Annotated in this window: 5 protein-coding genes; 3 read left to right on the top strand and 2 right to left on the bottom strand. The window is 28.2% G+C overall.

Annotated features, from left to right (window positions below; all coding sequences use genetic code 11):
• The first annotated feature begins 180 nt into the window (after positions 1-180).
• Positions 181-3,546 (top strand): exodeoxyribonuclease V subunit gamma, encoded by a 3,366-nt coding sequence (gene recC / locus ERCIPICE3303_RS02230; protein ID WP_157991097.1) that lies wholly within the window; start codon positions 181-183, stop codon positions 3,544-3,546.
• Between the two features lie 2,811 nt (positions 3,547-6,357).
• Positions 6,358-8,181: a translational GTPase TypA gene (gene typA, locus ERCIPICE3303_RS02225; protein ID WP_157991096.1), complete on the top strand. Its 1,824-nt coding sequence runs from the start codon at positions 6,358-6,360 to the stop codon at positions 8,179-8,181.
• 1,185 nt (positions 8,182-9,366) lie between these two features.
• Here typA and ERCIPICE3303_RS02220 read toward each other — a convergent pair.
• Complete coding sequence (locus ERCIPICE3303_RS02220) at positions 9,367-9,897, bottom strand: single-stranded DNA-binding protein (RefSeq protein WP_157991095.1); 531 nt, start codon at positions 9,895-9,897, stop codon at positions 9,367-9,369.
• Positions 9,898-10,873: 976 nt separating this feature from the next.
• Positions 10,874-12,337: a cardiolipin synthase gene (gene cls, locus ERCIPICE3303_RS02215; protein WP_157991094.1), complete on the bottom strand. Its 1,464-nt coding sequence runs from the start codon at positions 12,335-12,337 to the stop codon at positions 10,874-10,876.
• Positions 12,338-13,349: 1,012 nt separating this feature from the next.
• Between cls and ERCIPICE3303_RS02210 the strand changes: the two genes are divergently transcribed.
• Positions 13,350-13,562, top strand: a complete 213-nt coding sequence (locus tag ERCIPICE3303_RS02210; protein WP_416046613.1) for a lipopolysaccharide assembly protein LapA domain-containing protein — start codon at positions 13,350-13,352, stop codon at positions 13,560-13,562.
• Positions 13,563-15,179: the final 1,617 nt, after the last annotated feature.

The following is a 15,179-nucleotide window of genomic DNA, read 5'->3' as shown; positions in this document are numbered from 1 at the left end:
TTAATCTTATAATATTATTAATTATTAATTATAACAATATTATTTTTCTATACAACCTTTCTTTTATGAATTAAGACTATTAAATTTTAAAATAATGGTCTTATCGTATAGTAGTACTCATTAAAATATTTCTACTTATATGTAGACCTAATTCCTATAGTCTTAAATTAAGGGTTTAGTATGTTAACTATTTATCATTCTAATGATCTAGAGATTTTGAAAAATATTGTTTGTTGCGAAATTGAAAGTAAACCTCTTCTTAATCCACTTTGTTCTGAAGTTCTGGTGGTACAAAGCCGTCAGACAGAAGAGTGGTTACAAATAAAATTAGCTGAAGAGTTTGGTATAGCTGCTAATATTGATTTTTTTTTACCTTCTAGTTTTATTTGGGAGATGTTTTTTCGTATTTTTCCTGGTATTTATAAAACTAGTGCGTTTAATCAATTTAGTATTTGTTGGAAACTAAGGGATATTCTTCCTAAAATTTTATTCAAAAAATCTTTTATTATGTTGCGTCAGTACTTAAGTGACGATCAAGAATATCGAAAGCTATTTCAACTGACAGCGCGTATTGCTCAATTATTTGAACAGTATTCTATACACCAACCTGAGTGGTTAAATTTATGGGAAAATGGAGATATTGTAGAGAGTGGGTTAGGTGAGAATCAGATATGGCAATCTGCACTATGGATGGAATTGGTAAAACATACTAAGCAATTAGGAGAGCCAATCTGGCATAGAGCAGGTTTATATCAGCGTTTTATATCTACATTAAATCAAAGATCATCAGGGATTTTGAATCTTCCTAGCCGTATTTTTGTCTTTGGTGTCTCATCCTTACCTGCCGAGTATCTACAGACTTTAGGTAAGCATACTGATCTTTATCTTTTATGTATAAATCCTTGTCGTTACTATTGGAGTGGTACTCAGGATCAACAAGTTGTTGAAAAAATGAAAAATCACTCTCGGAGTTATTATAAAAATAAAAAACCGATATCACGATTCTGTGATAGTGATGATGTGAATTTTTCACTTACTGATACAAGAAAACAGAAAGTAACTAATCCGCTTTTGGCCTCATGGGGTCAACAGGGAGAAAAACATTTTTTTTTATTAGAAAAGATTGAATCACATAAAGTATCTGCTTTTGTTGATATTGAAGCTACTAGTTTAATCAAGACTTTACAACGTGACATATTAGAGTTAGAGGATCACTCCTTTATTGGTGTGAATAGTAGTTATAGAAGCCATAGCCATGTTAAACGTATCTTAACAGTAGAGGACAGGTCAGTAGAAATTCATCTATGTCACAGTATTAAGCGTGAAGTGGAGGTTTTACAAGATCAGTTATTAAATATGATGGATAAGGATTCATCGTTAACTGTCGGTGATATAATTGTGATGGTTTCTGATATTAATGCTTATGCACCATTTATTAAATCTATTTTTGGAAAAGCATCGCCGGAGCATGCTATGCCATTTACTATTTCTGATTACAGGATGGTCAATCAGACAAATTTATTTTTTCAATCTTTTATGACATTACTTACTCTGCCAGATAGTCGTTTTACTGCTGAAGAGGTGATTTCTTTATTAGAAATTCCTTCGATTGCTAGCCGTTTTTCTATTGATGCAGAGGGGTTAGCTGTTCTTCGTAAGTGGGTAAGTAGATCTGGAGTTCGATGGGGGTTAGATGATGAGGTGTTTGATGATATCCATTTGCCTATCTCTAGTCAGCATACTTGGAATTTTGGTTTAACTCGTATGCTTCTTGGTTATGGAATGCATAGTCAAGCAGGCCCATGGGAAGGAGTTCTTCCTTTTGATGAGTGTTGTGGGTTAATGGCTGAATTAGCAGGTAATCTTTCTGAATTTTTAATGAATTTAATGCGTTGGAAAAAGTTGCTTCATCAGTCATTAGATCTTTCTGGTTGGTTACCTATTTGTCGTCAAATATTAAATGATTTCTTTCTTAAAGATAGAGACAATGAAATTGAATTGGAATTCATTGAACAAAAATGGAGTGAAATTATTAATTATGGTATTGATTCTTTATATCAGAAAGAAGTTCCTTTGTCACGCTTAAGAGAAGAAATAGAATTACAGTTTAACTCGCAAAAAGTTAAGTATGAAGCTAGAGGTGGGACTATTAATTTTTGTGCTTTAGCTTCTATGCGATGTGTTCCTGTTAAGGTAATATGCTTATTGGGAATGAATGATGGTGTGTATCCTCGTACTAGACCTCCATGTAGTATTGATTTAATGCAATCAACTATTAGCACAGAAAATGCTAGTTCTTGCAGTGAAGATCATTATTTATTCCTTGAGATTTTGTGTTCTGTTCGAGAAAAATTATATATTAGTTATATTTTTAGATCCATAGAAGATAATACTTTATGTTATTCATCTATTTTAGTGAGTGAGTTAATAGACTATATTAGTCGAAGTTTTTGCTTATCTGAAGATATAGATAGAGATATTGATATTAGTGCTAAGGCTGTAGTTAAACATCTTCAATATTTACATAGTCGCATGCCATTTGCTCCTGAAAATTTTAATTCTCAGTCTAAGTTTCACAGTTTTTCTTCTGAATGGCTACCTGCTGCTCGTCGTCTAGGTATGAAACATACTCCTTTTATACAAAATCCACTAAAAGAACATAAAATTAATCTTAATTTAAATCAACTTTTAAGTTTTTGGTGTCATCCTGTGCGATCATTTTTTCAATCTCGTCTTGGTGTTCGTTTTAAAATAGAAGAATCTATATTGCTAGATACAGAGCCATTCTTATTAGATGAGCTTAGTTGTTATCAGATGAATAGAAAGTTATTAGATAATCTTATTCATGATAAAAAGATCGACGTTATTTATGAAGAAATGCGGGCATCAGGTATATTACCTTACGGTGTATGGGGTGATCTTTTTTTTAAGGAACAAGAAGTTAAAATGAATGAGGTGGCTAAAAAAGTAAAGTCTCATTATACAAGATCAGAAAACAGAGATATATCGCTGATGGTTGATGGGTTTATGTTGACTGGTTCTTTAACTGAAGTTCAAGTAAATGGGTTATTACGTTGGTCTCCTAGCATTCTTCATTTAGCGCAAGGTTTAAAGTTATGGTTAGAGCATTTGGTTTATTGTGCTACCGGAGGTAGCGGTTTTAGTTTTATCTTTGGATGTAATAATAGTTTTTGGCATTTTTTACCATTATCTATAGACCATGCGTATAAGTATCTATCAGATTATATTCATGGTTATCGATTAGGTATGTGCAGCCCCTTATTACTAACTTCTTCTGGAGGAAGGTGGTTACAAGAATGTTTTGATAAGAAAGCGGATATAGTTAATTATAATGATGTTCTTCAAAAAAAAGCATATAGAACATTGTTACAGTCTTGGCATGGAAATGATCAGATACGTGGAGAGAAAAACGATTTTTATTTACAGCGATTAGTAACATCTCTTGATAAAGAGAGTATTAAGATAATGATAGAGCAGGCAGAACGTTGGTATGCACCTGTATTACAATATAATAAGGTATCATAAAAGAGATGTTAAGTTTATCAAAAATAATAAGGATTCATTACGCATAATCTGTTGTGAGATTTTAAGAATCTAATGATTTATATTTTATGAAATCTGAAAATAAGAGATTGTAATAATATATAGATGTATATTAAATAATATATTTCTATTAAATAGAAATGTATCAAGAAAAGCTTGATCTTTAGATAAATTCAAATCATTACAATAAAAATATTTTTTATTAAATATAATAGTTTGACTTAGATTGCATAGATTATAGTATTTTTTAGTATATAACTATGTTTGTCTTTAGTAGACAATTATGGAATGCAATAATATATTTAGTAAAAATATCAATTCGAGATGTAGTTTTTAAGAATCTTTATCTAGAATGTTTTTCTTGAATCCATTTGATTTTAGATCAAATCTAACTTCATGAATACATATTATATAAAATAAATGGATTAATTATTAAGATAGTTCAAAAGAATATGCTTTGATGTCAATCATTTTACTAGTTAGATCTAATTAGTTTTTGAATAAAAAGTGAATCATTATGGAAATAGTAAGCAAACATCATTAATACGCTGTATGTTATAGATCCAGATGATTATAGTTGATTAAATATCATAATTGGTATTAAATGTTTCTCTCTTTAATTATCTATTATCCTCTTATTTTATACAAAAAATCAAGTAGTTTATGATAGTTTATTGATATAATATCTGAAAGATATAGGTTTTATTTTAGTAAATCGATACAGTCATCTATGTGTGAATCTTTATTACTCTAAACAGATTCTTGCAAGAAAGACTTAATTTTGATATAGGAAAATGTACTTTGATGTATTATTGACTTATAAATATTAAGGTTATGAAATTTTTATTTCATGTTAATGGTTATTTTATTTTTATTTAAGGTTTTCTTTTTTATTTTAACAATTTAATGAATTTTTGATCATTACATATTATATTGGATTATAATTGTGTAATAAATCAGTACGTAGATCTTAGAAGTATTTCGTTTACAGATTGGATTATTATCCTTATATGTTTTAAAGTGATAGTCTTTTCGTTATTATAGTCACTTCAATATTATGCAATTGAAAATATGATTTAAATTCATAATTAAAATTAATATGATTGAAAATAATCATGTTGGATGTAGCCTTGTAATCATACTTTTAAAATTAAATCTTTTAAATCATTTTGTAATACTTTGAGTTATTTGGTGTAGACGAGAATTATGATCTTCTTGATCACATCTAGTTTAAGAATATCACAATGAATAATAATAGTCTAACGTATCAAGGCTTTATCCAGAATAGTAGTGTAATAATTTTAGATCAGGAGTCTATCAAATTTATTAATATTTCTTAGTTTTATAGTAGACATTTTTTAAATGTATTTCCTCTATTAAATAAATCATGATGAATTTTATCTGAATCGAGAGTTGTATGTAATGATTTTTAATTATTAGTACAATGTATATTTCATGTATTTTACATGATATTTGTTTATTATAAATATAACTTATTTAACATAAATATTAAATTCTTTTGGATTGGTTTATTTTTTAGAAAATTTGATTAAACATGGGTATAAATATATTAGTTATCATGCATAATACTAGATTATAATAATAACAGGAGAAATTTGGTATTTACAGTTGTGAGAAATATATAGATGAATATTTTTATTTTTTTTTATTTGTCTAGTGATAAAAAATTTTTATCTAGTATATCATTTGATTCGAGATGAGAAGTATATTGATTTGAAGTACAGAGTTATTAATAGGATTTATTTTGATTTTCTTCATTAATTAATAATGAAGATTAGATTATAAACAAGCTCCGTGAAGATTAAATTTCTTAGAGGACAATTTCTACTAGTATTTTTTGAATTTTTAGTGATATATAGACTATGCTAGTCTATCATAGAAAATATTTTAATGTTTTTGATAATAGTATAGAATACTTGATTAGAATAAAAAACATAAATAAGTACTAATATTCTAAATATAGTAGTGAATTTGAATAAGATCGATGTTTTTTTATAACTTTTACAGTGCAATTAAGTTAACAGTATGTTACATCACTTAGGTTAAGATAATATATATTTTATAGAGTTCTATGCTTATCATCAGTGAGTAAGTAGAGAGTTTATTTTTAACTGTTCTAGATCTGAGGTTAGAGAAATAATTATATGTATAAACATTTTAAAAGGAATGTATATTCATATTTTCTATTACTGAAGTTATGAGTAGACTGTATGCTTGTGTGATTTTGATAACAATCATCAAATTTCTTAATTTTAGATGTTAATATATTATTTTATATTGAAAAAATTTTTTATTATTTTTATTTATAAATAAATTTAAATGACTTCAGAGAAGTTATATTGATACGTTTGATTAGATTTTCATCACTTGGATGAAAAAGATTTATCTAAGATCAGAGTTAGAATGATATCAAACATCTATTTCTTAACCATATTTTTTAAAAAAGATGTAAACTTAAATAGTATAAGTAGTCAAAGGTACCCATCTGTTTATAAGATAAGGATCTTAGTAGGCTATAATATATTTGATTATGTTTAATTGCGTCATCTTATGATACCCATCCATATATTTAATAAAAGAAGAAGGATGTTCACTAATTTGCAAATTTATTTAATACAAAATGAAAGAAATTAAAATTACTAGTTTAACTTTATTAAGTTGATATTAAAGATTGGAATCTTTTCTATTAATTCTGACTTATATGTAAAGATATGAAGTTGTTAAATGTATGTATACATATATCGTGTTATATCTCACGACTGAGGCTAAGCTGTGACCGAAAAACTGCGTAATATCGCTATTATTGCTCATGTAGACCATGGAAAAACTACTTTGGTTGATAAATTACTTTTACAATCTGGTACTTTCAATTCACGCACTGAAGTGACTGAGCGCATAATGGATTCTAATACTTTAGAAAAAGAGCGTGGAATTACTATACTTGCAAAAAATACTGCTATTCAGTGGAATGGATATCATATAAATATTGTAGATACCCCTGGACATGCTGATTTTGGTGGTGAAGTGGAGCGTGTAATGTCGATGGTTGATTCGGTTCTTCTAGTGGTAGATGCAATAGATGGTCCGATGCCGCAAACTCGTTTTGTAACAAAAAAATCTTTTGAATATGGTTTGAGACCAATTGTTGTTATTAATAAAGTAGATCGTCCAGGGTCTAGACCGGACTGGGTTGTAGATCAAATTTTTGATTTATTTGTTAATCTTAATGCAAATGATGATCAACTTGATTTTCCTGTCATCTATACTTCTGCTTTAAACGGTACGGCATCCTTAGATCACAAGAATATGGTAGAAGATATGACTCCATTGTATAGCGCAATTATTAACTATGCTTCTCCACCGAATGTAGAGATAAATGCACCGTTTCAGATGCAGATTTCTCAATTAGATTATAATCATTATGTTGGTGTGATAGGGATTGGCCGTATTCAGCGTGGCAAAGTTAAGTCAAATCAGTTAGTTAGTATTATTAATAGTAAAGGTCAAGTACGTAATAGTAAAGTGAATAAAATTTTTACTTACTTAGGTTTAGACCGTCTTGAAGCAACTTGTGCTGAAGCTGGTGATATAATTGCAATTAGTGGACTTGGTCCACTGTATATTTCTGATACTCTATGTGATCCACATAGTCCAGATGTCTTACCAGCTATTAATGTTGATAAGCCTACTGTAAGTATGTATTTTAATGTTAATACATCGCCTTTCTCTGGGAGAGAAGGAAAGTTTATAACCTCAAGACAGATTCTTAACCGCCTAAATAAAGAGTTACTCTATAATGTAGCATTAAAGGTGGAAGAGACAGAAGATTCTGATGTATTTCTAGTATCTGGTCGTGGTGAACTTCACTTATCTGTATTAATTGAAACTATGCGTCGGGAAGGTTTTGAGCTTGCTGTCTCCCGTCCTAAAGTAATTTTTCGTAAAATTGATGGCCGTATGCAAGAGCCATTTGAGTATGTGATTTTGGATATTCAAGAGTCTAGTCAGGGTGTTGTGATGCAAGCTATAGGAATGCGAAAGGGATCGGTAAAGGATATGGTCTCTGATTCAAAAGGACGAATACGTCTTGATTATCTTATGCCATCTCGTGGTTTAATTGGTTTTCGTACTGAGTTTATGATGATTACTGCTGGTACTGGGGTTCTGCACTCTACCTTTAGTCACTATGACGATGTACTTCCTGTTAAAATTGGACAACGTCAGAATGGTGTTTTAATTTCTAATGGAAAAGGTAAGGCTCTTGCTTTTTCTTTATTTAATTTACAAGATCGTGGTAAGCTGTTTCTTGGTCATGGTTCTGAGGTGTATGAAGGTCAAGTTATTGGTCTTCATTCGCGTTTAAATGATCTGACAGTAAATTGCTTATCTGGCAAAAAACTTACCAATATGCGTGCTTCTGGAACTGATGAAGCACCTATTTTAGTTCCTCCTATTAAAATGACTTTAGAGCAAGCACTTGAATTTATTGATGATGATGAATTAGTTGAAGTCACTCCTCAGTCTGTTCGTATTCGTAAGCGTTATTTAACTGAACATGATCGTAAACGAGCGAATCGGAAGTCGATAGATTCTTAATTTTTTAGTTTTAAAAAATTTAAATTTAGGCTATTTAAAATAAATAGTCTGATTATATTGAAGATTATTATCACACACTGTGGATATATGGACTTAGTTATCTTATTTGTTATGTGGATTTTTTATTTTTTTTATTGATTCAATTTTTATTAATATGGTGTATAGGCTTGTTTTTTGTTTTATAGTCATTCTATGTATGAAATAGGTTATTGTTGAGGCAGAATAAATGATTGATAACTAATAATGTGCTGTTTTATATATTTATTAAATAAATCTATAATTGATTATCAAATAATAAATAATTTTTTCTTTTTTTTATCGTTTAGAGATCTAATTTTTAGATGGTCATTGATAAATAATTTGTATTAGATTTAAATTTCTAGTCTAACAGATTATTGGAATTTGTAGTGTTTATCACTAGTTTTCAGAAAATTAGTATTGAAGTGTAGAGATAGAATTATAACATTGTAAGTGATTATTTTAGTATGAATTTAAAAATCATGAAGTATATTGGTTGTTATCAACGTATATATTTTTTGTTTTTTAGAAAAACATTTAGGTTGCTAAAATACTATATTAGATTTGCCGATATTTTTAATCAATTACTCAAATTTTTTGAAGTATATAAGAAGTGCATATGCAGTGCATATAGTGAATAAGGTTAATCATAGATATCATGTGATGGATTTTATTATTTTTAATAATTGAGAATGGATATATTGGTTTTACATAATCCAACTATGTAAGATAAATACAAAAATATATATTCATTTCTTCTAACGCTATATATTATATAGATAACTCATATTAAATTATAAAAAATTATTGTTTTCTGATCGTTATACTATACTTCTTCATATAGAAGAGGTTTTAATGATAGTAAATTATTTGCTTGATAGCATAAAGATCAAATGGCTAGAATTTTGGTTTATTTTTTATAAAGGATTAAATAATATAAAAAGGCTTATCGTCTTGTTTAATGGAGTTGGTATTAAAATCGAAATAGATCTTGTAAAGATCTTGTAATTTTTAACTTTACTAGATTTAGTTTTTCCTATCTTTATTTAACATGGTTTTTATTTGGATTGTCTTATTTTATATTTAATTTATTTCATATTTTATCAGCAGTGATTATATGAAAACACATTTTTTATATAATATATCGTAATACAGATGTGATATCTTTTAGAAAGGAATGTCATCATCAAAATTAATTAGTGGTTCAGTATTATTTATAATATTTTTTGGTTTTATTTTTTGTGGTATCGAACTAGAAAATCTATTTACATGATTAGATGTACTAATATCATGTTCATTTTGATTTTTCTCTTCCCATTCAGTGCTTTTACTATGGCTGGCCTGAGAGCGCCCTCCTAGCATATGCATAGTTCCTCCTACATTATTTACTACTATTTCAGTTGTATATTTTTCTATACCAGCTTGATCAGTCCATTTCCGTGTCTGTAGAGCGCCTTCAATATATATTTGAGAGCCTTTACGAAGATACTCAGAGGCTACTTCAGCTATTTTCCCAAATAATACCACACGATGCCACTCAGTTTTTTCTTTGATTTCCCCAGTTTGTTTGTCACGCCAGCTATCAGAGGTAGCTAAAGTAATATTTACTACGGCGCTGCCGTTAGGTATATAGCGAATTTCTGGATCCTGTCCTAAATATCCGATTAAAATGACTTTATTAATACCTCTACTAGCCATGTTACTATCTCCAAAGAAGAAGCTTATTTTAAGTAAAAATAAATTATATTATATTAGACTTCTAACATCTATCTTTAGTAGATGTCAAGGCAATTTATTTTTAATAAATTATCGGATTGTTATATATAATTTTAATTCACTTAATAGGGGCTTATGAATTTATTGTAAATATTTGCAATTGAGTGACACCCTAATGTTTAGATATTGCAATTACTTTCTTTTGATTTCAACAATAAAGTATAACTTTATGTATGATTGAGTAAATAATGTATTTAATTTAGAACGAGATATATGATATGTAAGATCTTCATTATTATGAATTAATTAAGATATATATCTTATATTGTACGATCTTGTTGATAAATCTACAGTATCTGGAATAGTTTTTATTTTATAGTGTGTACATAAGAATTTTATATCTATTCTTGATATAATTGAGAATATTTTATAGAATAATAGTATTATTGTTATATACAAGTTTTAGAAATTTGATTCTGTATTCTCTTGAGAGAATATTCTTAATAATGTTTAGTGTAACAATTTCATAGATTAGATTCTACAAGATAGAAGATAAGTGGGAGTTATATATGATGTTGTGTATTAAAATTATTGAGTTATATTGAGTTATTTTTAGCATGATCTTTTCTAATTTTCATTATTAGTATTTTAAGATCCTGTCTGTGATATATGCTTAGAGTAGTAAGCATATATATGAAATTAAAATAATATTGAGTATGAATTCTATATGATAGATAACTCAATTTAGTATAATAATTGTTGATTTATTTCTTTTTTTAGCAAGAGTTCAGTTTTGTTTCATTCAATGTTATCTCTTTAAGTAGTGCATAATCAATTGACATCATTTTGAGTAATTCTGGTTAGAAATAACATAATTTTATTATTTTATATGAATACTAACATAGTAGTACATTTAACATTTTTATGAATCTAAAGGTATAATGATTATTATCATGCTTTAGAGCAATGGACTAAAGAAGTAGAATAATCGCTCTACAATGCGTTTCCAGTAAGCTCGCTGTGACCAGAGTAGTGCATTAACTAGACGTGACTGAGAAATATAGTCGTCTTGTACCCGTGCTAGATCTTTACCACAGCTATTATCATCAATGGCTAGAGTAATTTCAAAATTGAGTGACAGACTACGCATATCAAGATTAACTGTACCAATAAGACTAAGTTGTCCATCGACAAGAATACTTTTGCTATGCAATAACCCTCCCTCAAACTGATAGATTTTTACCCCAGCTTCAAGTAGTTCACTAAAAAATGCCCTGCTTGCCCAGCGGACTAATAGGGAATCATTATGACGTGGAACAACAATCCTTACATCTACGCCACGATAAGATGCAGTACAAATTGCGTGAAGTAAGTGATCACTAGGTACTAAATAGGGAGTAGTCATAATTAGTGTTTTTTGTGCAGAGTAGATTGTAGTTAATAGTGCCTGATGAATCATTTCTTCTGGAAAACCAGGTCCTGAGGCAATAACTAGAATTGTATGGTCATTCTTGTTTTTATACGGAAGTATGGTATTGTGAAGAACAGGAGGGGGCGGAATATGTTTACCTGTTTCAATTTCCCAGTCCCCTGAATAAATAATCCCCATAGCTGTTGCTATAGGGCCTTCCATGCGAGCCATTAGATCCACCCACTGACCAACTCCAGCTTTTTGTTTAAAAAAAAGCGGGTCGACTAAGTTCATGCTTCCAGCATAGGCAATATAATTATCAATTAAGACAACCTTACGGTGCTGACGCAAATCCATACGACGCAAAAAAATACGAAGAAAACTAACTGGAAGTGCTTCTACTACATCTATACCAGCATTACGCATTAGAGTGGGCCAAGTGGTACGGAAAAATGCTACGCTTCCAGCAGAGTCTAGTAATAAACGGCAATGTACACCGCGACGTGCAGCTGCCATCAGTGCTTCTGCAACATCATCAGCTAATCCGCCAGGCTGCCATATATAAAATACCATTTCAATATTATTATGTGCTAGTTGAATATCTTGTACTACAGATCTAAGTGTGGCATCGCTAGTAGTTAGGAGCTCAAATTGATTGCCTTTTACGCCAGCAATTCCTTGGCGTTTTTTACAGAGCTGAAATAATGGTTTTGCGATATGACTGTTTTGTTTATCATAAAAATTTTTGTTAGACTGTAAATTTTTTAACCAGATGGAAGTGGATAGCCATATAGTTCGAGCTCGTTTAGTGCGGATCTTTCCTAGATATAGTTCGCCCATAGAAAGGTAGGCGATAATTCCTAAGAGAGGAAGAATATAAATAATTAATAGCCATGCCATGGCAAAAGGCACGGAGCGACGTTTAATTAAAATTCGTAAAGTAACGCCAGCAATCAAGAACCAGTAACTAAATATTAGTAGCCAATTTGTTATAGTGTAAAAAGTGATCATGAAATATATAGTCCCGTTCAGAGGTCTGTGTTAGATTCATTAAAGAATCAGAACTCGTGATGTAGGCACCTTTAATCATGTTAATCTTGTTATTTTACGTTTCTATTGTTGTGTTTTCTGTTGATACAATTTAGTCTTAATGTAAGAATCCGCTTTTATTATCTCTAATTTTGCTAAATGATTGTTAAATAATGACTATTGTAGATTGAAATAGTTTTATTTTTTTAACTTTCTTTTCATTAGTTCTATGTATGATTCTGAATAGAATTTAACATTGTTATGAAAAATTTTAACTGTTGTGAACTTTATGATTAAGGCTGATTAAATCTAGTTTATTTAAAAATATCGATAATTTCAGTACTTTATTTTTTATTTTACAGAGAGAACATATTTCTATGTAAAACTTTTTGGTTGTTATACCAAAAATTATCACAAGTTTAATCTATACTTTGTTAAAAACTATTTTATATATAACTCCACATAATAAATATGTTATTTTTTAAGTTTTTTAAAAAACAATAATATTTATAATGTACTTACATATATGTTTTTATTTTTTATAAATTTTCAATAACAAGTTGTTATATATAGTATTAGATGTAGTAATTATCTTTTATTTTAACTTGATTTTATTCATAGTTAATGAAATATCTGTATCTTCTTTATATATTGAAGAATTGCGTATATTTATGAATGTTTTATTTATAATATTTCGAATAGTTTTCATAAAAACAAGATATTTCTTTCATTGTTTGAGATAAGTACGATATAATTTATAAGTTCTAGTATAATAAAAATTATTATTTTAGAGATGTCTATTACCTTATGAAAAGGATGATAAATTAGGGTATCTTATGAAAATTATGTTTTCAATAATAATTAGTTAAATTGTTTTAGAATACATCTAGTCAATTCTCTGATAAAAGGATGATCAGTGAAATGTTATTTTATTTTTTTAGTAGTGATTATGATTCTATTGATATTGATATTCCTAAGTATTAATAGGAACCAGGTGATAACTTTAAATTATTTATTAGGTCAGAGTGAATTTAATATCATCATGCTATTTACTATAGCATTTTCTATTGGATTTTTATTGAGTTGGGCTATTTTTGGATTGTTGTGGCTACGTGTTCGTATTTCTTTGCTTCATCTACAATGCAAAGTTATAAGATTACAGAATCAATTAAGACAAGTAGGTTCTAGTATAAGTAAATCAGGCTAATACTTTTAAGGAGTCATTTTAGATATTATTATTTTTTAATGCTTTTCTCTGTTGTTGATACTTAGTTATAAAATCAGAAAGGTTTTAAGATGATAAGAAAGGTACAGCTGTTTAGTGTTGTATTCTCGAATATAATTAAATATTAGATTTTTTCTAATGGATTATTTAGATCAGTTTTTGGATTCTTTTGCATATAGGGTTCAAACGAGGAAGTTCATTGTGCCTATCTATATGATCTTAGATCATTTATGGTATTTTAGGGACAGAATAGATTAAACATTCTATATTTATGAGTTACTAAAGACAATGACTCTATCATTCATTAGTAGTCTTTTTGTTAGCGTGTTATGTGATTTAGTTTTATGTACGAGTTTAGTATATACAAAATATTTATAAGTTTTTAATTATATGAGTTAATCATGATATGTCAGTTTATTAGATACTGTATTTGATATTATTAAATATTTAGAATTTAATGTTTATTGTATAGATAAAATTGAATGATCATAGATATCACATGTTTAATATTATATCATTTTAGATCCATTGAATGGTAATAATTCGTGTTAGAAAGTCTCTTTTTTAACATAAAGAGTTTGGTGTGATTGTTTATGCTAAGAGATTAATTTTATAGCTATATGGATTAACATAGGAGAATTTATATTTATTATCAGTAGTAAAATAATGATAAAGAGGTAAAGAATAGGATAGAATACTGATTAGTGTCTTTTAGAGATCATTGAATTTAATCATTAAAAATTAAATTCAGTATTCGAATTATATGATAAGTTAGCATGTTTTGTTTAAGAAAAGTAAGTTTTATAGTAGAAATTAATTTAGTTAAAGAATGGATAATTAATAAGATTATGGTATAGATAAGAAATGTATTATTTCTCTTTCTGTTTTTTAACCAATCAGGCGCATGTTATGTAATAAGTTAAATTGCATCTTTAAAGAAAGCTAGGTTAATAGGATTAGGTGTGTTTTAGTTCTGTATAATCAAGGATCGAGGATATTAGTGCTGAGTTATGTGATCTTTATTCATAAAAGTAGGTTAGCTTCATTTATTTCGTCGATATTACTTTGCGTATCATATTTAAACTTATATTTAAATATATTTGCAGATTCAATAAGCAGATTTGGTCAATATTTGTTAAAAAGGAAGACAATAAAATAAGATTAATATTATTTCTGATAATCTTTTATACTAGAGATCATAATTTTCTATTAATTTATTTAAATGTTTATATGCTTTGTAAAAAATTATGGTTGTATTTTCTTTAAAATTAAGCAATTAATATGTACATAGGAAAGCTATATTGCGATATAAGGATTATATTTATAATAATATCAAAATGATTGAAGTATAGATTACTTGTGATGTCTTAGATTTTCGATCTATAGATGATTTTTGATTTTCATTCAAAAAGTATATTAATACTGTTATATGCTTGTAAGTATATGTTTGAGTGGTTGAAATAATCATTAATCATTAATGATTATATAGAATCAATTAAGTTTGATTCGACTGGCATAAATCCAAATAGATTATTTATCTATTTTGATAAAAAATATTTTTGTAGATCTTGGGTTAGACATGTTATTGTCATATCCTAT

Origin of the sequence: Candidatus Erwinia haradaeae (assembly GCF_900699015.1) — a bacterium.
Lineage (GTDB): Bacteria > Pseudomonadota > Gammaproteobacteria > Enterobacterales > Enterobacteriaceae > Erwinia_E > Erwinia_E haradaeae_E.
This window is presented reverse-complemented; position numbering and strand designations above follow the sequence as displayed.

Excerpts from the sequence above, each read along its gene's own strand:
- ERCIPICE3303_RS02220 (WP_157991095.1), bottom strand. The coding sequence starts at position 9,897 with ATGGCTAGTAGAGGTATTAATAAAGTCATTTTAATCGGATATTTAGGA.
- cls (WP_157991094.1), bottom strand. The coding sequence starts at position 12,337 with ATGATCACTTTTTACACTATAACAAATTGGCTACTAATATTTAGTTAC.
- recC (WP_157991097.1), top strand. The coding sequence starts at position 181 with ATGTTAACTATTTATCATTCTAATGATCTAGAGATTTTGAAAAATATT.